The 25,810-nt window shown below is 67.3% G+C and carries 15 protein-coding genes; 9 read left to right on the top strand and 6 right to left on the bottom strand.

The window, feature by feature from the left end:
* Positions 1-54 precede the first annotated feature (54 nt).
* From AAFP35_RS17095 to AAFP35_RS17115, 5 genes are all read left to right on the top strand, one after another.
* On the top strand, positions 55-984 hold the full coding sequence (locus AAFP35_RS17095) for an LLM class flavin-dependent oxidoreductase (protein WP_419222826.1): 930 nt from the start codon (positions 55-57) through the stop codon (positions 982-984).
* A gap of 104 nt (positions 985-1,088) precedes the next feature.
* On the top strand, positions 1,089-2,513 hold the full coding sequence (locus AAFP35_RS17100; protein WP_419222827.1) for an FAD-binding protein: 1,425 nt from the start codon (positions 1,089-1,091) through the stop codon (positions 2,511-2,513).
* Positions 2,514-2,569: 56 nt separating this feature from the next.
* Complete coding sequence (locus AAFP35_RS17105) at positions 2,570-3,331, top strand: decaprenylphospho-beta-D-erythro-pentofuranosid-2-ulose 2-reductase (RefSeq protein WP_419222828.1); 762 nt, start codon at positions 2,570-2,572, stop codon at positions 3,329-3,331.
* Positions 3,332-3,333: 2 nt separating this feature from the next.
* Complete coding sequence (locus AAFP35_RS17110) at positions 3,334-5,268, top strand: galactan 5-O-arabinofuranosyltransferase (protein WP_419222829.1); 1,935 nt, start codon at positions 3,334-3,336, stop codon at positions 5,266-5,268.
* Positions 5,269-5,288: 20 nt separating this feature from the next.
* Entirely contained in the window at positions 5,289-6,029 is a 741-nt protein-coding gene (locus AAFP35_RS17115; RefSeq protein ID WP_419222830.1) for an MBL fold metallo-hydrolase, read from the top strand.
* Positions 6,030-6,105: 76 nt separating this feature from the next.
* Here AAFP35_RS17115 and AAFP35_RS17120 read toward each other — a convergent pair whose 3' ends face one another.
* Positions 6,106-6,432: an ArsR/SmtB family transcription factor gene (locus AAFP35_RS17120; protein ID WP_419222831.1), complete on the bottom strand. Its 327-nt coding sequence runs from the start codon at positions 6,430-6,432 to the stop codon at positions 6,106-6,108.
* The gene (locus tag AAFP35_RS17125; RefSeq protein WP_419222832.1) at positions 6,425-6,874 is read right to left on the bottom strand and encodes an SRPBCC domain-containing protein; all 450 of its coding nucleotides are present in this window, start codon (positions 6,872-6,874) and stop codon (positions 6,425-6,427) included. The genes AAFP35_RS17120 and AAFP35_RS17125 overlap by 8 nt, the downstream gene beginning before the upstream one ends.
* Before the next feature lie 128 nt (positions 6,875-7,002).
* On the opposite strand from AAFP35_RS17125, the gene AAFP35_RS17130 reads away from it, so the two are divergent.
* Positions 7,003-7,308 carry an antibiotic biosynthesis monooxygenase family protein gene (locus tag AAFP35_RS17130; RefSeq protein ID WP_419222833.1) on the top strand — a complete coding sequence of 102 codons (306 nt, stop codon included), beginning with the start codon at positions 7,003-7,005 and terminating at the stop codon, positions 7,306-7,308.
* A gap of 12 nt (positions 7,309-7,320) precedes the next feature.
* Here AAFP35_RS17130 and AAFP35_RS17135 read toward each other — a convergent pair whose 3' ends face one another.
* A complete protein-coding gene (locus AAFP35_RS17135; protein WP_419222834.1) occupies positions 7,321-8,130 on the bottom strand; it encodes an SAM-dependent methyltransferase in 810 nt (269 codons plus the stop codon).
* Positions 8,127-8,588: a type II 3-dehydroquinate dehydratase gene (gene aroQ, locus AAFP35_RS17140; RefSeq protein WP_419222835.1), complete on the bottom strand. Its 462-nt coding sequence runs from the start codon at positions 8,586-8,588 to the stop codon at positions 8,127-8,129. Before aroQ ends, AAFP35_RS17135 begins: the two co-directional genes overlap by 4 nt.
* A 69-nt stretch (positions 8,589-8,657) precedes the next feature.
* On the opposite strand from aroQ, the gene AAFP35_RS17145 reads away from it, so the two are divergent.
* Positions 8,658-11,999 (top strand): arabinosyltransferase domain-containing protein, encoded by a 3,342-nt coding sequence (locus AAFP35_RS17145; RefSeq protein ID WP_419222836.1) that lies wholly within the window; start codon positions 8,658-8,660, stop codon positions 11,997-11,999.
* Between the two features lie 330 nt (positions 12,000-12,329).
* Here AAFP35_RS17145 and AAFP35_RS17150 read toward each other — a convergent pair whose 3' ends face one another.
* Positions 12,330-15,629, bottom strand: a complete 3,300-nt coding sequence (locus AAFP35_RS17150; RefSeq protein ID WP_419222837.1) for an arabinosyltransferase domain-containing protein — start codon at positions 15,627-15,629, stop codon at positions 12,330-12,332.
* Complete coding sequence (locus tag AAFP35_RS17155; RefSeq protein ID WP_419222838.1) at positions 15,622-18,921, bottom strand: arabinosyltransferase domain-containing protein; 3,300 nt, start codon at positions 18,919-18,921, stop codon at positions 15,622-15,624. Before AAFP35_RS17155 ends, AAFP35_RS17150 begins: the two co-directional genes overlap by 8 nt.
* Before the next feature lie 94 nt (positions 18,922-19,015).
* On the opposite strand from AAFP35_RS17155, the gene AAFP35_RS17160 reads away from it, so the two are divergent.
* Both AAFP35_RS17160 and AAFP35_RS17165 read left to right on the top strand, forming a co-directional pair.
* Positions 19,016-22,393 carry an arabinosyltransferase domain-containing protein gene (locus AAFP35_RS17160; protein ID WP_419222839.1) on the top strand — a complete coding sequence of 1,126 codons (3,378 nt, stop codon included), beginning with the start codon at positions 19,016-19,018 and terminating at the stop codon, positions 22,391-22,393.
* Complete coding sequence (locus AAFP35_RS17165; protein WP_419222840.1) at positions 22,383-25,718, top strand: arabinosyltransferase domain-containing protein; 3,336 nt, start codon at positions 22,383-22,385, stop codon at positions 25,716-25,718. Before AAFP35_RS17160 ends, AAFP35_RS17165 begins: the two co-directional genes overlap by 11 nt.
* Positions 25,719-25,810: the final 92 nt, after the last annotated feature.

Consider the following 25,810-nt stretch of genomic DNA (forward strand, 5'->3'; position numbering starts at 1 on the left):
TACGATCATGGAGTATTTCGAAAAGGTACTCTTTCGATAAGCGAGAGGATTCACATGCAGACCTGGGATCGCACACGAACGGCGATGGGCCCGATCGGGGCCTTTCTCCCCAACATCCCGTTCGCGGCACCGGTGCCCACCGATCGGCAGCAGGATGCTGCCCGTCGGCTGGAACGGGCCGGTTACTCCACCATGTGGAACAACGAAGGCGTCGGAGGCAAGGACGCACTCGTCCAGGCGGCGCTCCTGTTGTCGGCGACGGAGCAGGCGGTGATCGGCACCGGCATCGCGTCGATGTGGGCGCGGGCACCGCAGACGGCCCACGGCGCCGTTGCACAACTGATCGAGGCCTTCGGCGAACGCGTCGTACTGGGGCTCGGCGTGGGATATCCGTTCCAAGCCGAAGCCGTCGGCCGGGACTTCGGGAAGCCCATCGCCACCGCGGTGGACTATCTGACCCGGATGAACGAGCCCGTCGCGATCACCCCGGCGCCCGACGTGACATATCCGCGCCTGTTGGCGGCCAACGGTCCCCGCATGCTCGACACGGCACGCGAGTACGCGGACGGCGCCCTCCCGATCCTGCAGCCGCCGTCGCTCACCGCCTACGCCCGATCACTTCTCGGCCCGAACAAACTCCTGGTCGTCGGCCTGACGGTTGCGATAGACGAGGATCCGGAGGTCGCTCATCGCGACGCCGTCTCCTTTGCATCCCAATCGCTGGGCATGCCCGGCAGCCCCTATGCAGCCGCCCTGGAGCGGCACGGGATCGCGCCCTTCGACGCCGACGGAAATCTCGACGATTCGGTGCTGCGCCAGGTCGTCCCGCACGGAACCGTGCTCCAGGTCGTCGATGCGGTCCGCGAGCACCTGCGCGCCGGCGCCGACCATGTCCGGCTGTCCACTGCCACCGGCGGTTTCTCCGACGGCATCGATCAACTCGAGGCCATCGGGCCCGAACTCGCCGCATCGCTCACTTCCTGAGCACGTGTGCCCTCGGCGACACCGCCGGGGCACCGGACCTCGATACCGGCGACTGGGCCGTCATCGCTCCGATTCGATCATCCGGCCAGGTACTCTCATGAGCGATGTCTACTGAAGAGTTGCTCCCGATCGAGACGCGCAAACTCGTGGGCTGGTCCCGGACCACACCCACCGTGGGACACGTGCTCTCGACCCCATATCCCGAGGTCATCGCGGAAGCGGTGGCGCGCGTCGCCGACGACAACGCGGACAAGCCGGACTACCTCAAGCGTGGCGTGATCGCACGCGGACTGGGGCGGTCGTACAACGAATCGGGGCAGAACAGCGGCGGCCTGACCGTCGACATGACGCCACTGACGCGTATCCATTCGCTCGACGACGAGACCGCGATTGTGGACGTCGATGCCGGACTGTCGATCGATGCGTTGATGAAAACCGTCGTGCCGCGCGGATTCTGGGTTCAGGTGATGCCCGGAACGCGACAGGTCACCATCGGCGGCGCCATCGCCCATGACATCCACGGCAAGAGCCACCACCTCACCGGCAGCTTCGGCAACACCGTCGTCGAGATGCAACTCCTCGTCGCCGACGGCCGAGTCCTGACGATCACCCCGGACGGCTCTCCCGACGACCCGGACGCTTCGCTCTTCTGGGCCACCATCGGCGGCATCGGACTCACCGGCATCATCCTGCGGGCGAAGTTGCAGCTCAAGCGCACCGAAACCGCATACTTCCTCGCCGACACGTTCACCACCAACAGCCTCGACGAGACCATCGACCTGCATCTCGAGCAGCGTTACGAGGACGGCTTCGAGTACGCATCGGGCTGGTTCGACACCATCAGCGCTCCGCCGAAGCTCGGACGTGGGACGTTCAGCCGCGGCAACCTCGCCAAGGTCGACGACCTCCCCGCGAAGCTGAAGGGCAATCCGCTCAAGTTCGACGCGAAGCCACTGATCTCGGTGCCGGACATCTTCCCGCGCGGCCTGGCCAACAAGTTCGACTTCGCACTCGTGGGCGAGGCGTACTACCGGATGGGTTCCAACAAACGCGGCATCATCGAGAGCCTGCCGCAGTTCTATCACCCGCTCGACCTGCTCGGGAACTGGAACAACGCCTACGGTCGTGGTGGCGCCTTCGCGCAGTACCAGTTCATCGTGCCGACCGGCAACGAGGTCGAGTTCAAGAAGATCATCACCGACATCCAGGCGTCCGGCCATGTCAGCTTCCTCAATGTCATCAAGCTCTTCGGCGAGGGCAACAGGGCCCCGTTGAGCTTTCCGTTCAAGGGCTGGAACGTCTGCCTGGACTTCCCGATCAACAAGACACTCGGCCCCTTCCTCGACGATCTCGATCGACGAGTCATGGAGATCGGCGGGCGCCTGTACACCGCCAAGGACTCCCGCACCTCGGCCGCGAACTTCCACAAGATGTATCCCCGGATCGACGAGTGGATCGCTGTCCGCCGACGGATCGATCCGAACGGCGTCTTCATGTCCGACATGGCACGCCGTCTCGAACTGGCCTGAGCTCGACCTCCCTGGGCCCGAACAACTTTTCCGACCAGCAACATCGAAAGGTCACCATGTTCAACGCTGTCGGCGTACCGCAATCCATCCTGGTCCTCGGTGGTAGTTCCGAGATCGGTCTCGCCATCACCGAGGAGTACCTCAAGAAGGGGTCGATGCGGGTGGTGCTGGCCACCGTCCCGGGCGACCCCACCGCTGCAGCGGCCGTGGAGAAGATGCGTAAGGCAGGCGCGTCCAGCGTCGAGCAGATCGACTTCGACGCCCTGAAGCCCGAGACCCATGCCGAGGTACTCGACAAGGCCTTCGCCGACGGTGACATCGACGTCGCCATCGTCGCCTTCGGCATCCAGCCCGACGACGAAAAGGCTTGGCAGGACCAGAAGACCGCGGTCACCGAGGTCGGAATCAACTACACCGCGGCGGTGTCCGTCGGCGTGCTGCTGGCGCAGAAACTGCGGGCACAGGGCTTCGGCCAGATCATCGCGATGAGCTCGGTGGCCGGAGAACGCGTGCGGCGCAGCAACTTCGTGTACGGATCCACCAAGGCCGGCCTCGACGGCTTCTACCTCGGACTCTCGGACGCATTGCGCCCCTTCGGGGTCCGCGTCCTCGTGGTGCGCCCCGGGCAGGTCCGCACCCGACTGTCGGCGCATGTCGCGGAGGCGCCCCTCACCGTCAACAAGGAGGATGTCGCCCGGCTCGCGGTGGCTGCAGCCGACAAGGGCAAGGAGATCGTCTGGGCACCCGGACCGTTCCGGTTCGTCATGATGATCCTGCGCCACGTCCCGCGCCCGATCTTCCGTCGTCTGCCCATCTGATCGTGGCACTCGCGGTTCGCGCTCGTGACCTCGGCGAGCTGGTCGTCGGTGCTGCCCTCGGCCTGCTCGTCGCGTTCGTCGGCCTGAAGGTGATCGACACGGTCGACTGGCCGGCGTTCAACTCCTCCAACGTGACTCGCGCTCTCACCACGGTCGGCCAGGTCGTGGCTGTCGCGGTCCTGGTGATCGCGGTCCTCCTCGCTCGATACGGCCGCTCGCGGTGGTTGATCAGCCTGCTCTCGAGCGTCGCGTCGGCGGGACTGGTCGCGGTGACCCTGGGGATGCCGCTCGGGGCCACCCGCCTCTACCTGTTCGGGCTCTCGGTGGATCAGCAGTTCCGCACCGAGTATCTGACGCGGATGACCAGCAGCCCGCGCCTGGCCGACATGACCTACCTCGACATGCCGCCGTACTATCCGGCCGGCTGGTTCTGGTGGGGCGGTCGGTACGCAGGCATCGAGGGCCTGCCCGGATGGGAGGCCTACAAGCCCTGGGCGATCATCTCGATCGCGGCGGCCGCGGCCATCGGTGTCCTTCTGTGGAATCGGATGCTCGGCGCGACGCTCGGCATCCCGGTGGCCCTGGCCGTCACGATCATCACGGTCATGTACGCCTCCCCCGAACCGTATGCGGCAGTACTGGTCCTGCTGGGCACCCCGATGTTGATCACCCTGCTCTACGCGTTGCGTGGTCGATCGCGGGCCGCCGACGGGCCGGTCGGCGGACTACGGTCGGGCACCAGTTGGCCTGCGGTGATCGGGGCCGGGCTGTTCATCGGTCTGAGCGCGACGTTCTACACCCTCTACACCGGCATGTTCGCGCTGACCGCCGCGGTGATGGCGCTCTATCTCATCGTGGTGGCCTGGCGCGCGGCGAGCAACAAAGCCGTCCCCTACGACACGATCTCATCGGGCCGACGATCGGTGATCGGTGCGATCATCGGCAGGCTGGCTGCCGTCGGGATCATCGCTGGACTCATCGCATTGCTCGTCTGGGCTCCGTACCTGTGGTCGCGAGCACGCAGCGAACCGGCCAGCGGGGGCACCGCCGAGCACTACCTACCCGAGCGTGGCGCGATCCTGCCCCTGCCCTTCTTCCACTTCACCCTCGTCGGCCTGATCACCCTGATCGGCCTCCTGTGGATCCTGATGCGGTTCCGCACCCGCACTGCCGCTTTGGCGCTGGGGCTCACCGTTGTCACCATCTATGCGTTCTGCCTGCTCTCGATGGCGTTCACGGCGGCGGGCAGCACCTTGCTCTCGTTCCGTCTCGATCCGCTCCTGAACACAACTCTCGCCGCGGCGGGCGTGCTCGGCGTCGCCGAGTTGTCGCGGTGGGCGGTCGGCAGATTCGGCGACGTCCGGTTCGCCATCGGCGCGGTCGCGACGGTGGCCGCCGTCGCACTCGCGCAGGGGGTCCCGGGATTCCTGTCCACCGAGATCACGACCGCCTACACCGACACCGACGGGTACGGCGAGCGTGCCGACAAACGTCCGGCGGGCGCCGAATCGTACTTCCCGGAGATCCACCGACTCATCCGCAAGCAGACCGGCAAACGAGCAGAGGACAACGTCGTGCTCACCGCCGACTACGGCTTCCTGTCGGTCTACCCGTACTGGGGCTTCCAGGGCCTCACGTCGCACTACGCGAATCCGTTGGCCGAGTTCGACAAACGGGCCGCGGCGATCGAACGGTGGTCGAAGTCGTCGACTCCCGACGAACTCGTCGACAAGCTCGATCGTTCGCCCTGGACGCCACCCAACGTCTTCCTGTTCCGCTACAGCGCAGACGGTTACAGCCTGCGACTGGCGCAGGACGTGTATCCCAACGACCCGAACGTCAAGCGCTACACCGTGAACTTCGACCCGGCGGCGTTCGCCGATCCGCGGTTCACGGTCACCGAGGTGGGACCGTTCGTCGTGGTGGTGCGCCGGTGATCGTCGCGAACAGTCGCTTCATGATCAGTCGAGTGGACGCTTCCGCGACGTCGGCGGCATTCCTGGTACAGACCGACGTGGTGAACTGGATTCTGCTGCAAGAAGGTTCGGACATCACCCTGATCGACGGCGGCTACCCCGGCCAGGAATCCGACGTCGTCGAATCGATCAGGCACATCGGCGGTCGACCCGAGGACATCCGTGGTGCCCTGCTCACCCACGCGCATGTCGACCATCTCGGCGGGTTGGTCGGGTTGAGCCAACGGTACGGGTTCGATGTCTACATGGACCCTGTCGAGGTGTCCCACGCCCGGCGCGACCACCTGCAACAGGCAGGCCCCACCGACATCCTGCCGCTGGCGTACCAGCCCCGCGTGCTGCGCTGGCTGGCCAAGGTGACACCGCTGGGTGTGTTGAGTCGCAAGGGAATCGCAGATGCGAAGCCGTTCCCCGAGCCGCTGGATCTCCCCGGTCGACCGATCCCGGTGTCGGCGCACGGCCATACCGACGGCCACAGTGCGTACCTGGTGGCCGCCGGTGAGGTCCTGGTGTCCGGTGACGCCCTCGTGAGCGGTCACCCGATTTCCAAGATCGCCGGACCGCAGTGCATCTCGGATGCCTTTCAGCACGACACCGAGACCGCCCGCCGCACCGTCGAGTCCTTCATGATGCTCGAGTCGTCGGTGCTGTTTCCCGGTCACGGGCCCCGCTGCGACGGCAGCGTGGCCCAGGCCGCCTCGCGGGCTCTCGACGTGTCCTGAAAACAACCCAGAACGCACCTATGCCCGCGAGGGTGGAGCCGTCGACACAGCGTCCTCACGCTGTGTCGACGGGCACTCACTCCTCGGCGAGCGACTTGATCCGATCGAGTTGGCGATCCCACCCGCGTGCGATGGCGTCGAGACGGCGTGCCACCTGACTCAGCCGGGCACCGACCGGTTCGTAGCGCACCTCCCGACCGACCTTGGCCGCCTCCACCAAACCGACGTCCTGCAAGACGCGGAGGTGTTTCGCGATGGCCTGCCTGCTGATCGGCAACTCCGACGCGAGTGCAGACGCCGACATCGGGGCGATCGAGAGTTGGACGAGAATCCGCCACCGACTCTCGTCGGCGAGCGCGGCGAACAACTCGACCGGTGCCTGCGCCTCGTCGGCCTCAGGCACTGGCAGCGGCTCCGGTGAGGTACGCGCGCGCCAGGTCGAGCTCGAGACGCCACCCCTCGGTGTGGTCGTCGAAGCGGGACCGTCGATCGGCCTCCGGTTCGGAGAGTACGGAGAACCCGCTCTCGGCAACCTTGAGCACCACCCCCGAATCCGACGGCGTCAGCCAGAACTCGACGAGGGTCGACGAACTGGTGAGGTCTTCGGGATCGATGTGCCAACGGAACGCCGCGTACTTCGGTTCGTCGAGCTCGACGACACGCAGTGCGAACCGGCCGTGGGTGGCGTCGGTGACGTAGGCGATGTCGCCGTCACGTCGAATCTCGTGGCCCACGATCTGCTCCGAATTGATGTACCAGCCGGGCTCACTGACCAGCGACCACACCCGATCCGCGGGTGCGTCGATACTGATCTCACGTTCGATGCGATCGAAATCGGTGTCCATGGTGACCTCCTCGAGTGTGTTTATGTGCAACTCCATGGTTGCATCAACACCCGCGCTAGTGCAACCTCTGAGTTGCACCAATTTTCACCTCTTGACTTCAAGTGAACGTGAACTATCAGAGTGTTCGCATGACGACAACACACCGCATCGACAAATTCTCCGTACCCGCCGACTCGATGGACGAATTCCTCGAGCGTGTCCACCACACGCACGCACTCCTCGGCGACCAACCGGGCATCCTTCGCAACGAGGTGATGACACTGACGGACGGGCCGAGTGAGTTCAACGTGGTCACGACCGTCACGTGGGAATCCGTCGATGCGCTGGCCGATGCCGGGCACGTGGTCGCCGAAGATGCGGCCCGCACCGACTTCGACCGCGCAGCCTTTCTGACCCGTCTCGGCGTACGCGGGGACTTCGGCACCTATCGGTGACCGCTCGACCGGTCAGCCGCGGCGCACACCCGCCAACAGCGACGAGGCACGCTGAGCCGAGTCCGGGAGCCGACGACCGTGGGCGGCCAGCACCGTCCGACTGTCGGTGACAGAACAGTCCCACCCGCTCGACTCGAAGGCCTGCGCGATGTCGGGATTGTCGTGCCAGAGCGCACGGATCTCGGCGTACGGGTCGTCGGCGGACTCGGGTCCTCGACGCGTGGAGCGCACCGTGGCGCCGATCCGCGACCCCGGCTGCGACGCCACGCCGACACCCTCGATCACGCGGGTCACGACGTCATCGGGGAGATACACGAACAACCCCTCGGCGAGCCACGCCGACGGCAAGTCGGGACGGAACCCGCTGTCCTGCAGGGCCCGTAGCCAGTCGTCGCCGAGGTCGCATGCCACCGGCCGGCGGTCGACGGTGGGCGCGAGCCCGCTGTCGGCCACGGCCGATTCCTTGATGTCGACGATCTGCGGCCGATCGATCTCGAACAGACGCGCATCGTCGGCGAACTCGCACCGGAAGCCCCGGCCGTCGAGACCGGACCCGAGAATCACGAACTGCCCGATGCCCGACGCCGTCGCCCGCTCGAAGACGGCATCGAGAAACACCGTCCGGGCGACGATCCAGAGGTACATCGCTCGACGTTCACGGTGCACCTCGATGTGGTCGGATGCCCGGACGTCGGGGCGGGAGCTCGCCAGGATCGCCTCGGCCAACGGATCGCGGAACAGCGCGTCGGGCTGCAACGACTCGATCCCCCGCGCCAGGGCAACCCCGAGCGCAGTCTGGCCGACGGCATCCAGATCGGTCATGACACGAGTTCGACCAATCGCCTGATCGCGAACTCGTAGCCCCGGATGCCGTAGCCGACGACGATCCCCGACGCGATCGGCGACACATACGAGTGGTGCCGGAACGCCTCACGCTTGTGGACGTTGCTGATGTGAACCTCCATGATCGGCACCTCGGGGACCACCAGCGCGTCGGCCAACGCCACCGATGTGTGGGTCCAGCCGGCGGGGTTGATGACGATGCCGCTCACGTGACCACGGGCCTCGTGGATCCAGTCGATCATCTGACCCTCGTGGTTGGTCTGGGCGGCCCGCAGGCCGAAACCGAGCTCCGACGCAGTCTGCTCCGCGAGTTCGACGACATCGGCCAGCGTGTCGGTTCCGTAGACCTCGGGCTGCCGAACACCCAGCGTGTTCAGGTTCGGCCCGTTGAGCAGCAGAATCGGCAGGGGTTCTCCGGTGGCCTCGGCATCTGACATGGGTTCAACCATAGTTCAGGGGTTCGGGCGGTCAGAGCGGCTCAGACTCAAGGGTTACCATCTCTCTTTGTGCCATTGCAGACCGTACGACGGGCCAAGATCGTCGCCATAGTCACGGGCCTGCTCGGTTTCCTGATGGCGCTGGCCACACCCCTGATGCCGGTCAACCAGACGACGGCGCAGATCTCCTGGCCCCAGAACGGCAACGTCGGCTCGGTGGCGGCCCCGCTGATCAGCTATGTTCCGATCGATCTCGATGCGCACGTTCCGTGCACTGCCATCGAACAACTCGGTGATGGCGAGTCCGTCCTCCTGTCGACCACGCCGAAGGAGGCGGAGAAGGCCCCCGAGCGAGGGCTGTTCATCCGAAAGACCGGTCAACCCGGCGATCCGGCGGACCGACAGACCATCGAGGTCGTCATCCGCAATGTCCCGCTGGTCTCGGCGACCCTCGATCAGGTCCGCTCGCAGGACTGCCGTGAGATCGCCGTCCATGCCGATTCCGACGCCGTGGCCGCCGAGTTCGTCGGCATGCACAACGACCAGGGTGAACCACTCACCGGCTCCACCGTCGGTCGCGAGTCGAACACGTACGACAAGGACCAGCGGCCTCAGGTCACCGGTCTGTTCACCGATCTCGACGGGTCTGCGGCCACACTGCCCGGGCTGAGCGCGCACGTCACCATCGATTCCCGGTACTCCACGGCTCCGACGATCCTCAAGTGGATCGTGCTGATCGTCGGGATCGTGTGCACGTTGCTGTCGCTGGTGGCGTTGGCCGTGCTCGACTCCACGGACGGGCGCCGACATCGCCGTTTCCTGCCGGCCCGCTGGTGGCGCCTCAATGCGCGCGACTACGTCGTCATCGGTTCCCTGATCCTGTGGCATTTCATCGGCCCCAACACCTCCGATGACGGCTACCTGTTGACGATGTCACGGGTGGCACAGGACGCGCAGTACACCGCCAACTACTTCCGGTGGTACGGCGCACCGGAGGCGCCGTTCGGCTGGTACTACGAGGTCTTCGGCCTGCTCAGCCACGTGAGCGTGGCCAGTCCGTGGATGCGATTACCGGCCCTGCTCTGCGGGATCGGAGTCTGGCTGATCATCAGCCACGAGGTCTTGCCGCGGCTCGGCAGAGCTGCCCTCGCGCGGCCCGCCGTCGCCTGGACCGCCGCGTTCGTGTTCCTCGCCTTCTGGTTCCCGTTCAACAACGGACTGCGCCCCGAGCCGATCATCTGCCTCGGCGCCTTGCTCACCTGGTGTTCGGTGGAGCGTGCGATCGCCACCGGCCGTCTGCTGCCGGCTGCGGTGGCATGCCTCGTCGGTGCGTTCAGCCTGGCCGCAGGTCCCACCGGTCTCCTCGCGGTCGCCGCGCTGATCGCCGGCGCAAGACCGATGATCCTGGCACTCATCAAGCGGGCGAAGGTGATCGGGTCCGCGCCGGACGGGCGCACGGACCGCTGGGCGTATGTCGCGCTCCTGGCCCCGATCGTCGCCGCGGGCACATTCGTCATCTTCGTGGTGTTCTCCAACCTGACTCTGCGCGCGTTCCTCGAGTCGTCGAAGATGAAGACGGCACTCGGACCGTCGATGCACTGGTACAACGAGATCAGCCGCTACTCCTCGTTGTTCGCCTACTCGGCCGACGGTTCCATCGCACGTCGGTTCGCCGTGCTGGTGATGATCCTCGGACTGGTCGTGTCCGCGGCGATGCTCATCCGTCGGTCCCGCATCCCGGGAACCGCGCTCGGGCCCGCCCGCCGCATCGTCGGGATCACCTTCGCGTCCCTGGTGTTCCTCATGTTCACGCCGACCAAGTGGACCCACCACTTCGGTGTGTTCGCCGGTCTCGCAGCGGCATTGGCAGCGATCGCGGCCATCGCGGCCAGCAATCAGACCATGCACTCGCGGCGTAATCGGACGTTGTTCGCCTCGCTCGTCGTCTTCGTCACCGGCCTCGCGTTCACGGCACCGAACTCCTTCTACTATTCGTCCGCGTGGGGCATGCCGTGGGGTGTCTCGCAGGTGACGTTCGGGGTGAACCTCGCGAATCTGCTGCTGTACATCGCACTCGCGCTCCTCCTGCTCGCCCTGTGGTTCCACTTCCGAGAACCGTTCACCGGTGTCGATCCCGCCGACCCCGCTCATCCCAAGTCCCGCACCTGGTATCGCCGCGCCTGGGGCACCATCGCATCGGCGCCACTGGCATTCGCGTCATGCGGCGTGGTGGTGTTCCTCCTCGTGACCGCGCTGTTCGCGGCGGTCAACCAGAGTTCGTCCTATTCCGTTCCCCGCTCGAACTGGGAAGCGTTGAAGGGCCGGGAATGCGGTATGGCCGACAAGATCTGGGTGGAGTCCGACCCCAGCCGGTATCTGCTGCAACCGGTCGACGGCTCCATCGCGGACCCCCTCGCCGGACCTGCAACGGCGCCACCCGATGCACCTCGGCCCGCCACCACGGGGTTCACCGCCAACGGTGTCCCCGTCGATCTCGAGACAACCGCCAGCGAGGGCTCACTCGGTGTGCTCGCCGGCTCGGCCGCCGATTCCCCGGATGTCCTGACCGCCAACACCGGCGGTACCGGCGGTGGGGTCGCTTCGGCCGCAGGCGTCAACGGGAGCTTTGCCGATCTGCCGTTCTTCCTGGACCCGGCGACCACACCGGTGATGGGCAGCTACTCGACGACCGATCAGATCCCGGCCAAACTGACCTCCGCCTGGTACGCACTGCCCGACGACTTCAAGCAGCGACCGCTGCTGTCGTTCTCGGTCGCAGGCCTGTTCGACAACCCGAATCTGTTGCTGGAGTACACGACCGATCCGATCGAGCCGGGCACGCGCGACGCGTCGCTGCATGCCTCGGGCAACACCGAGATGATCGATCCGGGCCCGCGGCCATCGTGGCGCAACGTGCGGGTCACCACCGATTCGCTGCCCGACGACATCACCGCGGTCCGTATCGTCGCCAACGACGACAATCTGTCCTCGGATCGCTTCATCGTCGTGACCCCGCCGCGCCTGCCGCAGATGCGGACACTGCAGCAGGTCGTCGGCCGCGAGGACCCCGTCCAGGTCGACTGGACGTCCGGCCTCGTGTTCCCGTGTCAGCGGCCGTTCACCCATCGCAACGGTGTCGTGGAGATCCCCAAGTGGCGGATCAAGCCAGGCGCCGACCTGGCCGCCGCGGTGTCGGCGTGGCAGAACTCTTATGGCGGTGGACCTCTCGGCTGGATCGAGGTCTCGCAGGAGTCCAACTCCATGGCCACCTACCTGCAGGACGACATCGGCCGCGACTGGGGTTCCCTGGAGCGCTACACGCCGTACGGTGACGTGACCACACTGGCCGACATCGACACCGGAACCGAGACCCGCAGCGGACTCTGGAGTCCCGCCCCGATCCGACACTGACGGTCGGCTCGGCGCTCGGTCCCGTCGACCGGGCTCCGGGTTTCGCGGCCAGGTGACTCGTGTTCCCGCCGGCTGCATGACCACCCGTATCGAGCGGTCACCCGGTCTCGTTGCGCCACCACGCATCCGGACCGTCTGTGCCCTCTCACACCGCACCGGCTGCGAGACGCAGGGCACGTCAGCCGCCGTACCGCACTCGTCGGCTGGTCGGCATGACGGTGTCCGCGACACCTGTCGTCCGCGGACAGGCCCTGTGGAATCAAGGCGGGGCTCTCGGAAACCTCGCGGGAACGGGACGGGCGCCCACTCATCGGAGTGGGCGCCCGTTCGTCAGTTCTTGATCGCCCGCATCGGGCCGGGATTCCAGAGCCCGGTGTGCACGTCGTCGGTGACGTCCAACTCCGCGGTGACCTGAGGCTTCAACGGCGTGAGGCGTTGCAGGCTGCCCCAGTCCTTGGCCCAACCGTTGCGCAGATACGACGGCAGCACAACCGGACGCAACTCGTTCTCGACGATGCCGAGGGGCCCGCCGTAATCGCCGGCCATCCAGCGCCGCGAGTTCACGCGCTCGCCTTCGGCATCCGGGGTGATCCGCCACTGTGGTGTCTCCAGGACGCCGTTGACCGCCGCTGCGGGACGCTGACACGGGAACGCGAACGCGACCTCCCAGTCGAGCAGCACGGGATCCTCACTACCCACCAACGTGTTCAGAGTGACCATCGGCGTCACGCGCGGTGGGGTGATGGCCAGCCACTGAGCCGGATCCGACGACGTGTCGTCGGCGACGACACGCACGACGGTGGCCCGCGGCGGTGCCTCGTCGAGCGGGAACCGGAGGTTTCGCCATTCGGGATCGTTGCCGATGTCCAACGGTTTCATCGATGCGGTGGTCGTGACCTGCCCATCGGGCTCCACCCGACCGAACTCCAGACGCAACTTCTGGCCCGGGTGGGTGACGGCGAGTTCGTCCACGTACTCGATCTCGCCTGCGACCGCCATCGTCACGAGCGGCTTGTCGTCGCTGCGCGCGGGTAGCTGATACCAGTCCGAGGTCAGATGTCCACGGCCGGTGGATGTTCCATAGGTACCCAGCACCGGTACACGCTTCTGGTCGAGACCGAACGGCAATCGCACCGACGATCCGTTGACGCCCCGGGTGGCGGTGGTACCACCGCCGGTGTCGGCCGCCCCGGCGGTACCACTCGGCTCGTTCTGCGCATCGGCCGGATCGGTCTGGGTGCGGTCGGTTCCCGACGATGTCTGATTGCTGTCGGCCTCGGACTCCAGATGCGCGGACACACCGTTCGGATCAAAACCGTCCATCTGCGCACCGGCCAGCGCGGCACCCGGCGACGGATTCGACTGTCCGGCAACCTGAGCGGCCGGCAACAACCCCGCGTTCGGGTCGTCCTCGACGAGAACGGCATCTGCCAAGGCGCACGGGTTGCCACGCATGGCGTCGATGTTCGAACTCGTCCACGACCATGAATCTCGCTGCGTCTGAATGGCCTTGGCGAAGGACACGAAGGTGAACAGCAACATCGCGGCGGCCACGATCGACAGCGAGTAGGTCGGGATCCGTTGGATCAGACTCGGATCACCGGAGATCTCCGCCGATTCACCACGTTCGACGAGCCGGTCGTCACGGTAGTACTGCCAGACACCCCACAGGGTCAGCGCGACGGCGACCACGAGGATCGGCACGAAAAGCCCGATACCCCGCAGGTTGGGCGTGTCGTCACCCCACGGGATGCCGTAACTGCCGACGTACCACCACTGGTTGCGGCCGGCGAAGGCCACCGCGAGCGCATACGCGCACGCCGCGGCGATGAAGGTGCGGTTACACCGACGACGCATCACCGTCGGACTCAGGAATGCGGTCGCCGCGGCAGCCAGCACGCCGGTCAGACACGCGAACAGACCCATCTGGTGAGTTGCCTTGGTGGGCACGAACGCGAGAACCGCGACGGCGCCCGCCGTGATCGCCAGCAACCGCCACAGGGGTGCGCTCGACACCCGGGGCACCCGCCGACGGCTCAGCAGCGTCAGCACGATGATGGCGGCCGCCAGGATGGTGACGAAGATGCCGACGCGTCGCGCTATCGACCCGTCCGGAGTCGGGTTGAGCAGGATGTAGTAGCGCATCGCCTCGGTCCACCACTCGTTGGTCGGACCGACGATGCCCTGCACATGTACGCCCTCCATGATCGACGCGAGCGTCTGGTCGGCGAAGATCTCGAACAGTACCGCCAGGCCGGCCGCGAGGACGGGCATCAGCAGCGGCAGGAGACCATCTCGCTTGCGGCGCTGCCGAAGACGCTTCAGCAACGGGCGGATCGCGGCGAGCAACGGCAGGATCGCCACCGCTCCGGCCGGATGGATGGTCAGCGTGAACGCCGCGGACAGGATGCCGAGCGTGAGCGGGAAGAACCGTCCGGTGGCGATGGCCCGCTCCACGAGCACCCAGGTGAGCAGAATGCCCACCGACAGTGCCGGTTCGACGCGCAGACCGTTGTTGAACGGCAGCCACACCGCGAGGAACCCCAGTGCCGCGGCCCACCGGGCGGCGCTCGAGTTCCGCACGGCGTTCCCGAGCCGGGGCAGCGCCCCCCGACTGATCAGGAACCAACCGGCGAGGGCGAACAGCAGCGGCAGCAGACGCAGCCACGGAGTTGCCGTACTGACCTGCATCCACAGCGACAGATACTGATAGTGCCACCCGAACGGGTCCTGTGGCGCACCGAAGTAGCGATAGTAGTTGTCGAGATAGCCTGCGCCCGGGGCTATTCGGCCGACGGTCACCTGATATCCGTCATCGGCGGTATTGCCACCGATGAACATCCACACCACGAGCACCGCGGTGACCACCAGGTCGACCGGCGTCGGCCGCCACCATCGAGCAGGCAGCAATCGTCGTAATCGACGACCGTCCTGGGCGTCGAGCACCGCGAGGGCCGCCATCGACAGCAGGGTCATGATCACGCCGAGGATCAGCAGCGCACCCTTGAGCAGGGTGGGGCTGGAGATGAACCGGGTGTCGATCGTCGACCGGAACGAGAGCCCCTCGGTCGACGCGGTTTTCGGGAGATCGGTGTAGACACCGATGATCTGGGGACGTGCGTTCGGGTCGTCGAGTCGGAACGACCGGGTACCGGTGTCCCCGTCGAGGCCGTCGACGGCACCCCGGGTGCCGTCGGTGTCCGACCGGATCACCACGGTGCAGTCGGCGTCACCCTCCGCGGCGGCTCGGGGCACGTTGAGCAGCACCGCATTGCGCTGCGTGACCAGGATCTGGTCCTTGGTGGCCCGGATGAACAGCCCGACCTTGCCGGCCTCGGCGCCATTGTCCGGAACCGTCGACAACAACACCCCACCGCTGGCGGGCAGGTCGGCGGCGAGTCGGCACGGCACCGAGATGTCCATCGACACCGGCACATACGAGACATTGGGCGCCGCGACGTTCTGGACGACCGGCGCATCGGATCCGCTGGCCGCGGCCGCCTGCGGCCACTTGAGCTCCGACTTGGTGTAACTGACCGGCAGGAACGGGGCGGCGATGGCCAGCAGCACGCCGAGCGCGCCCGCGACGACCGCGACGATCTTGGCGGTGCGGATTCGGCTGTCAGTCATTCTGCGCCACCACCCTCAGTGCGCCGGGTCGGTTCCAGCCCCAGGTGGAGGCGGTCCCGGTGGTCAACGTCGCCGGTCGCGCATCGGGCACCAGCGGCGACAGCCGTTGTAACCCACCCCAATCCCGGTACCAGTCGTGGTCGAGATAGGTGGCCATGGTGTTCGCTCTCGTCAATGCCTCGGGGGTGGTGAGGATTCCGCCGTTGATCGATGCCTGCCAGGTCTTGGACTTGGAGTTCGTGGTGGTCTGGTCGGGAACAATCCGCCATTGCGGCACCTCGCTGACGCCGTCACGACTCGTGATCGACCGCTGACACGGGAACTGACTGCCGACCGAGAGATCCAGCAGCACAGGCGTTTGCGTCCCGACCGTCTCCTGCAACGTCGTCAGGACCGGTGCGCGCGGCGGCGTGAACGCCAGCCATTGATCCGGACTCACGTTGTCGTCCACCGCGACGATCCGCATCGTCGTCGCCTTCGCAGGCACCGCGGACATCGGGATACGCAGGTTGCGCCATGGCCGGTTCGCTCGCCCGGGCCCGGGATCGATGGGTACGTAAGGACGTCCGACCGGCGTGACCCTGCCGGCGTCGTCGGCATGCCCGAACTCCACCTTCAACGACCGGCCTGCCAGCGGCACGCCATCCTGGTCGACGGAGAAGACCGGCCCGGCCGCGGTGATCACCAACAGGGGCGACCATGCGTGGTCGGGCAGTCGGTACCAACTCGAGGTGAGTTCGGCGGTCCCGTTGTCGTGTCCGTAGCTGCCCAGCACGGGGGTGCGATCCGGATCCAGCCCGAAAGGCAGTGCGGCCGTGGAACCGTTGACCGTCCGTGGTCCGGTGCCGCCGGTGGTCCCGGGCGGACCGCCGGTCACCACGAACGGACGGGACAGGTCGCCGGAGGTATTGATGGTGCCCGCACCGAGCGAGGTCGGGTCGGGCGTCAGATCTCCGGCCACCCCGTCCGGAGTGAAGCCGGTGGAGTCGTCCCCGGCCAGCGCACGCGATATGTTCCTGGTACCGATCGGTTGCAGCGCACCACGATTGGCATCTTCTTCGACCAAGACCTGGTCTGCCATGCCGCATGTGTCACCCGACAACGCACGCATGTTCGCGTTGAACGTGGTGTAGGTGTCCGAGCGGACCGCTGCCGCCTTGGCGAACAGTACGAGTTCGACGAGGACCACGAGCGTGGCGATCACCAGCATCGGCGCCGACGCGATCGCGGAATACCACCGCGACACCGGACGACGCTCGCCACCGCGCACACCGCTTTCGGTGACGACGTCGATCCGCAGGTGGAACCACACCGCGACCGCAAGCGCCAAGGCCGTCAGCACCAAGAAGATCGACGACAACTGGACACCGGCGATCACCGGCGCCTTGTCGAACCAGGCGATACCGAAGTCATAGCCCCAACCCCAGGCGTTCTTGCCCGCCGCGGCCAGGGCGCAGGCGAACAGCAACGCGGTGATGTACATCCATAGATTGCGTGGCGACCGCCGCGCCGACTGCGCCACCGCCACCGTCGCGACCGCCGCCATGCCCGCCGCGACGCCCGCATAGACGCCGAACTGCACGGTCCATTTGGTCGGGGTGAACGACAGCAACAGCACGGTCAGCAGGACCGCGCCCACGAGGCGCCACACCGGGCCCGGGTCCAGGCCGCGGATGTGCTTGCGCCGCAACATGACCGCCAACGTCACGAACACCGCGGCGAGTAGGAGCAGCAACGGCACACGCCGGACCAGGGAGCCGTCCTGGGTGGTGAGCGACAGATAGTAGAAGCGCAGCAGTTCCTGATACCAGACCAGCGTCGGACCGACGGTGTAGCGCACCCGGATCGCCTCGGCGACCGTGGCGAGTGTCTGATCGCGGAACACCACGATCACCACGAAGGCCGCCGCCGCAGCGACGGGCGCCAACAACGGCAGCAAGCCGTTCTCGTGTCGTCGCCGACGCAGGGTGCGCAACATCGGGCGGGAGCCCGCGATGAGCAGAGCCACCGCGATGATCCCGTGGGGCGCGACGGCGAGCGTCAGCCCCGCGGCCAGCGCCGCACCCGCAGCGGGCAACATGCGCCGGGTGGCGACGGCCTGTTCCACTCCCCACCAGGTGAGCAACGAGCCGAGGACGACGATGCCCTCGCTGCGCAGTCCGCTGGCCAAAGGCATCCAGAACGCGACGAACACGGCAGCGGCGGTGAACATCGCCCACTGCGAACGGCGGATGGCGCCGCCGAGTCGGGGCAGCAGCACCCGGCTGAGGATGAACCAGGAGACGAGCCCCGCGATCAGCGCAGGCAACCTCATCCAGACCCCGGCGGTGGTCACCGAGGCCCAGTGCGACAAGAAGCTGTAGTACCAGTCGAACGGTGCCTCGGGGATGCCGGCGAACCGGTAGTAGTTGGCGAGATAGCCGGCGTCGTGCGCGTTGCGGCCCATCGCGATGATGTAGCCGTCGTCCGACGAACCGGCCGCCAGGAAGTGCCAGACCACGAGCGCGGCGGTCACCGCGATGTCGGCGACCCGCGGGAACAGCAACCTGCGCAGATTCATCCGCCCGATGCGACGGTGGTAGCCATTGGCGACGTCGAGGACCGCGATCGCGATGAACGCCAGGATCACCGCGAGAATCCCGATGACCATCACCGCGAGCTTCACCGCCGACGGGCTGCTGTCGAAGCGGTTGTCGATGTCGACGTGCACCGACAGCCCGGCGTCACCCGAGCGCGCCGCGACGGCACGCTGCACCTGCGGGGTCTCCAATCCGGTGAACACACCCGACACCTGCGGCCGCTGGGCAGGGTCGGCGGTGACCGCGGGTCCCAGCCCCTCGAACCCCGCGCGCACACCGGACGTGGACGCGTGGACGAACAGCCGCTCACAGCGCGCGAGATCCGCCCGGGAGGCGTGCACCAGATCCTTGCCGCGCAACGTCACGGCGACCGAGTCGGCGTTCGCGGTCACGAACAGCGCCTTGTCCCGCGCCTGCAGGCCGGCCGCGGGCATCGTCGAGACGACGATGGTCGTGGCGTCGTCGGGGGTCTGTGCGAGGGTTCGGCATCCGACGGACACGTCGAGACCGGCCGGCGCCTGGGCGACCAACGGCGCGGTGACCGACGCGGTGGACGCGCCTGCCAGGTCGCGTTCGGGCCAGTCGATCGACGCGTTGTGCGTGGTGACGGGGAGCAGCGGCGTCAGGATCGCAGCGATGATCGCAACGAGTCCGGCAGCGGTGGCGATCGCCGCCCAGACGCGGGGAGCCGCCCATCGAGGAGTGGAAGTCATCAGACCGAGACCCTAGTAGAAGAAGGTGACCGACCTTGCGCTGCCATGTGCGTCAACTAGGTACTCTCAGGGAAGTCACATAGCATCTGACAGCGTGCCTGTGACAGCCCCGACCTCTGCGCCGGACGCGCCGAAACCGACATCCAGGGTGTCCGCGGGCACCGCCCGAACAGTCGCTGTGGTGGCAGGTCTGGTGGGCATCGTCTTATGTGCGATCACCCCGTTTCTGCCGGTCAAGGCGACCGATGCGTCGTTCGACTGGCCGGCCGGGCCGACGTCTTCCGACACGCAGACGGCGTCGGTCTATGCACCGCTCATCGCCCAGACGCCGCACACGCTGGATGCCCGCATCCCCTGCGCCGCGCTGACCGATCTGCCCGCCAAGGGCGGCCAGATCCTGACGACGATGCCGACCGCGGCGCCGAAGAGCAAGGCATCCGCCCTGTATGTCACGGCCACCCGCGATGCCGTGGCCGTGACGTTCCGCAACAGCGTCGCGGCGAGCGCGCCCCGCGATCGTCTCGCCGACTGTCGCGAGCTGCACATCTGGTCGGCGCCGACCGGGCCGGGCGCGCAATTCGTCGGACTCTCCGGCGACCTGGGTGCGGCCACCACGTTGCCGCCGGACAAGCGCCCCCAGGTCGACGGCATCTTCACGTCGCTGACCACCGAGCAGATCGCCGCGGCCGGGTCGGCCGGTCTTCGGGTGCACGTACAGATCGACAACCGCTATGTCAGTTCGCCGACCGTCCTCAAGCTCGTCGTGATGATCCTCGCGGTACTCGCGGTGCTCGTCGCGCTGGTCGCCCTGTACCTGCTCGACCGCATCCACGGTCATCACCGCCGGATCGGGTACCGCGGCGACGCGGGACGCGGGCGGCTGAGCATGCTGTGGCGGTCGCTGCGTCCCCGCAGCACCGACGTCGTGGCCACCGTCGTACTGCTGATCTGGTGGTTCCTCGGCGCCGGCACCGCCGATGACGGCTACATCCTGAACATGGGGCGCACGGCCGACGCGTCGGGCTATCTCGCCAACTACTACCGCTGGTACGGCATCCCCGAGGCGCCGTTCGACTGGTACTACAGCTTCCTGGCGCACTGGTCGTCGGTCTCCCCGTCCATCCTGTGGATGCACATCCCCGCCCTGGTGGCCGGTCTGCTGTCGTGGTTCATCCTCAGCCGGGTCCTGCTGGGACGGCTCGGTGCCGGTGTCCGTCGCAGCGGCTGGGCCCTGTGGGCCGCGATGCTGGTGTTCATCGCGTTCTGGCTGCCGTTCAACAGCGGTCTGCGCAGCGAACCGATCATCGTGCTCGGGTCGTTGGTGACCTGGTGGGCCGCCGAGCGTGCGATCGCCACCCGACGTCTGTTGCCGGCCGCGGCCGCGGCGATCGCGGCCGGCTTCACGCTGGCCCTCGCCCCGCAGGGCGTGATCGCGGTGGCCATCCTGCTGGTGTCGGCACGCCCGCTGCTGCGCGTCCTGCTCGATCGTCGACGCGAGTCAGGCACGCTCGCGTTGGTCGCACCGATCGGTGCCGCCGGACTGTTGGTGCTGATCGTGGTGTTCCGGGATCAGACGCTGGCAGCCGTGCTCGAGGCGATGAAGCTGCGCTACCAGGTCGGTCCCACGATCTCCTGGCATCAGGAGTTCCTGCGCTACTACTTCATCTCGGTCACCACCGACGACGCGGCCCTGACGCGACGCGTGCCGGTGCTGTTGCTGCTGGCCGGGCTGATCGTCACCGTCGCGGTCATGTTGCGCCGGGTGCGCATCCTGGCCGTCGACCCCGGGCCCACCTGGCGGCTGATCGGATCGATCGGCGTCACGCTGCTGCTGCTCGCCTTCACCCCGACGAAGTGGACACTCCAGTTCGGCATCTTCGCCGGGCTCGCGGCCGCGATCGCGGCCACCGCCACGTTGGCCGTGCAGCAGTCGGCGGCGCGCTCGGCGCGCAACCTGACCGTCTTCGTCTCCGGTCTGTTGTTCGCGATGGCCGCCGCGACCGCCGGCTACAACGCCTGGCCGTTCGCCTACGAATACGGCATCTCCTGGTTCGACCGCGCGCCGGTGATCGCCGGACATCCCGTCTCCACCCTGTTCCTCGTGCTCGCCGTCGTCGCGGCCGCGGTCGCGGTGTGGCAGCACCTGCGGCTGGACTACGTGGAGAACAAGGGACTCGCGCACGAGGGTGACCTGACCGGCCAGAGCACGGCCGACCGGCGTCGCCTGTTCGTGGCTTCCTCCCCGATCGCGGTGATCGCCGGTCTGATGGTGATCGCCGAGGTACTGGTGTTCGCCAAGGCCGCGGTGACCCGCTATCCGGCCACCACCGTCTTCGCCGAGAACGTGCGCGCGCTGTCGGGCAACACCTGCGGCATGGCCGACCAGGTGCTGGTGGAACCGGACCCCAACGTCGGGATGTTGCAGCCGGCGAACGGCGAGTCGGTGTCGGCGGCGCTGTCCGGACAGGGTTCGGTCGGGTTCACGCCCGACGGTGTGCCCGGTGACCTCTATCCCGATCCCGGCAGCCAACGGCCCGGGCAGATGAACGTGTCCGCGAGCATGGCGAAACCGTTCGCCATCACCGGCGGGCTCGGTGCCGGCACCACCGGCGGCACCGGCCCACGCACCGTGAACGGATCGACCGTGGCGCTGCCCTACGGCCTCGATCCCGCCACCACACCGGTCCTCGGCAGCTACGGCTATCCGGGCGAGGCCCGCCTGACCACCGGTTGGTACGACCTGCCGCGCAACCGCGCGGTGTCGCCGCTGCTCGTGTTCAGCACTGCGGGTGCGGTGTCGACGATCGACACGTTCGGTGTCCGCAACTTCGGCCAGAAGTTGGTCGTGCAGTTCGGTGTGCCGGGCCCCGACGGCGCGTTCACCCAGGTCGGTCCCGACGTGCTGCCCATCGATCCCGGACCGGTCATCACCAACCGGCCGTGGCGCAACCTGCGCGTACCGATGTCAGCCGCACCGCCGCGGGCGACCGTGATGCGACTGTCCTTGCTCGACAACAACCTCGGGCAGGCCCAGTTCATCGGCATCACCCCGCCGCGCGCACCGGCCCTACAGACGCTGCAGGAGGTCGTCGGCACGCAGTCGCCGACACTGATCGATTTCACCGTTGCCGCGCACTTCCCGTGCCAGCAACCGCTACGCATCACCAACGGTGTGGCGCAGGTCCCCCAGTGGCGCATCCTGCCCGACTATCCGCTGGCCAACTCACAGTCCAAGACATGGCAGGCCGGTGCCGACGGTGGACTGCTGTCGATCTCCGAGTCGACGACCTCGGCACAGGCGGTGCCCACGTATCTGAAGGACGACTGGACGCGGGAATGGGGTGCGCTGGAACGACTCACACCGTTCGTCGACGGCGCACCGACGGTCCGGGTGAACACTACGCAGACGACACAATGGGGCTGGTCACGTACCGGTTCGATCAGGGTGGAGCCGCAATCAGATGACGACTGAGACACCGACGTCCACCGCCGGAGAAGATCCCGCGCCGCGGGACACCGGCCGCACCCACACGCACCGGACGGTGAAGATCGTCGCCGTCGTCGCCGGTCTGCTCGGCGCCCTGATGGCGATCCTCACCCCGCTGCTGCCCGTCGAGCAGACGACCGCGGAGTTGAATTGGCCTCAGGGGCAACAGGTCGGCAACGTCGCCGCGCCCCTGGTCTCGTACGTGCCCATCGACATGAACGTCACCGTGCCGTGTTCGCTGGCCGGCGAACTGCCACCTGACGGCGGGTTACTGCTCTCGACCATCCCGACCGGCGGCCAGGACGCCGCGGCACGCGCCTTGATGATCCGGGCCACGGCAGACCAGTTGACGGTCACCGATCGTGACGTGGTCATCCTCAACACCGATCGCCGAGCCGCGCAGTCCGATCCCGACTGCCGCATCCTGTTCCGCGCGGACGGCACCGGTGTGGAGGCACGTTTCGACGGCCTGCCCACAACCGACGACTCCGGTCTGACCACCTTCCGCGTGGCCGATCACGAGATGCGCCCGCAGGTCGTCGGTGTCTACACCGACCTCCCGCAAAGCGCGCCGCGCGAAGGTCTTTCGTTCCACGCGACCATCGACACGCGGTACGTCAGCTCGCCGACCCCGATCAAGTGGGCGGTCATCGTCTTCGGCATCCTGATGACGGTTCTGTCGCTCATCGCGCTCGGGCTCCTCGACCGTCGGGATGGGCGCGGGCACAAGCGTTTCCTGCCGTCGAGTTGGTGGACGGTCCGGCCGGTCGACGTGGCCGTGTTCGCCATCCTGGCGTTCTGGTGGATCGGCGGCGCCAACACGTCCGACGACGGATACAACTTCACCGTCGGCCGCATCGCCAGTGGCGCAGGCTATGTGGACAACTACTTCCGATACTTCGGTGTCCCGCAGGACCCGTTCGGCTGGCACTACCAGATCATCTCCGCGATGACCCACGTCAGCCTGTCGGCACCGTGGATGCGCCTTCCCGCCTTCCTGCTCGGCCTTCTCGGCTGGTGGCTGATCAGCCGCGAGGTCATCCCCCGGCTGGGCCGGGCGGTGCGTCACAGCACGCCTGCCGTGTGGTCGGCGGCGTTCGTCTTCCTGGCGATCTGGTTGCCGTACAACAACGGTCTGCGTCCCGAACCCGCCGAGGCGGTGGGTGCGCTGCTCACCTGGTGTTGCGTCGAGCGCGCCATCGCCACGAGACGTCTGCTGCCCTACGCGATCGCGGTGGTGACCGCGGCCTTCACCCTCGCGCTCGCACCGGGTGGTCTGATGGCCGTGGCGGCCCTGCTGGCCGGCGTCCGGCCGATCATCAAGGCACTCGTCACGCGTCGCACACGCGATGGCCTGCTGCCGATGCTCGCGCCGATCCTGGCCGCCGGCACCGCCGTCCTGTTCCAGATCTTCGCCGACCAACCGTTGATGCCACTGCTGGTCGGCAATCAGGTCGCCACCGACGTCGGCCCCACGCTGGAGTGGTGGCAGGAACCGGTCCGGTACTACTACCTGATCCTCCCGACCGCCGACGGCACGCTGGCCCGCCGCTACGGCATCCTGATGATGATCCTGTGCATCGTCGTCGTCCTGCTCCGACTGCTGCGCCGCGAACATCCCAACGGCGTTGCGCGCGCCCCGATCTGGCGTCTCATCGCGGTCACCCTCGGCACGATGTTCCTCATCGCCTTCACGCCCACCAAGTGGACCCATCACTTCGGCGTGTACGCGGGTATCGCCGGTGGTCTGGCTGCCGCCGCCGGGGCGATGATGGCGCCTGCCATCCTGCGGTCGAGACGCAACCGGACGTTCTTCGCCGCAGCGGTTCTCGCCGTCACCGCCATCGCGTTCACCGGCACCAACGGCTGGTGGTTCGTCGGCAGTTACGGCATCCCGTGGTGGGATCGCCCGCCGTCACTCGCAGGCGTCAGGATCGGATGGGTCATCCTGGCCGCTGCGGTGATCACCGCGCTGGTCGGCCTCTGGTATCACTTCCGCGACGACTACGTCGACGAGAAGACCCGCACCGGCCACGGCGACAGTTGGCTCAACAAGCTGAAGTTCTCGCCGCTGCCGGTCATCTCGGTTCTGGTGGTGCTGTTCATGGTGGCGTCGTTCGCGAAAGCCGCCTACGTGCAGCGCGACAGTTGGTCGTGGCTGAAGTCCAACGCAAGGGCGCTGACCGGCAACGAGTGCGCACTCGCCGACGATGTGCTCGTGGAGGCCGACCCGAACACCGGATTGTTGAAACCTGCTGCCGTGAACGGCACACCGGCACCGGGCGTGGCCGCTGCGTTGTCGGGGTCGGCGGCGGTGGGCTTCACACCCAACGGGGTACCCAACCGCCTGTCCGCCGACGCCACCGAGGAACAGGACAGCACCACCACCTCGGCGCAGAACACCGCGCAGAGTGGGGCGGGCTCCGACGAGTCCACACAGCCCAGCGAATCCGCGCAGGGTGGCACCGAGGGCGGTCAGGGCGCACGGGGCGTCAACGGTTCCACCGTGAGCCTGCCGTTCGGGCTGAGCCCCACCGACACCCCCGTCCTGGGCTCCTACGGGTCGCCGATGGGCACCGGATCGCTGACCACCGACTGGTACACGCTGCCCCCGCGCAGCGAGGACGCGCCACTGCTGACGATGGCCGTCGCCGGGTCGGTGCAGGCCGTCGACGGCATCGGCGTCCAGCACTCCGGCCAGTCGGTGCGGGTCCGGTTCGGCCGGACCGAGACCGACGGCAGCGTCACCCCGGTGGGCATGATGTCGCCGCTGGACATCGGCAACGCACCGATCTGGCGCAACCTGCGCTACCCGCTGGCCGATGCACCACCCCGCGCCGACGTCGTGCGGGTGGAGGTCGAGGACACCTCGGGCGCACCGTCCGAGTGGGTGGCCGTCACACCACCGCGGGTGACCACACTGCAGACCCTCAACGACGTGGTTGGACAGACGGACCCGGTCTTCATCGACTGGTTGCCCGGCATGGTGTTCCCCTGCCAGCAGCCGATGAAGGTCAGCAACGGTGTTCTCGAGGTTCCCCGCTGGCGCATCATGCCGGACGAGGAGGCGACCCGGAAGAACAGTCAGACCTGGATGTCCGGCAAGGCCGGCGGCCCGCTGGGCATCACCGAGGCGATGCTGCGGCCCACCATGTTGCCGACCTACCTACGCAACAACTGGGGACGTGACTGGGGCGGTCTGCAGCGCTTCACCGAGATCGACCCGGCGCCCCCGGCGACTCTCGAGATCGGTACCGCTCGCCGGTCCGGGCTCTACAACCCGGCACCGATGCGGTCGAGCGGCTACTGACGCCGTTCGCCGGGCCCGGCGGTCGCCGTCGGCCCGGCCCTGTCGTGTTCGCTCCTGCGATCGAGGGAGCGAACACGACACCGGGAACGAAC

Origin of the sequence: Gordonia sp. CPCC 206044 (genome assembly GCF_048537895.1) — a bacterium.
GTDB lineage: Bacteria > Actinomycetota > Actinomycetes > Mycobacteriales > Mycobacteriaceae > Gordonia.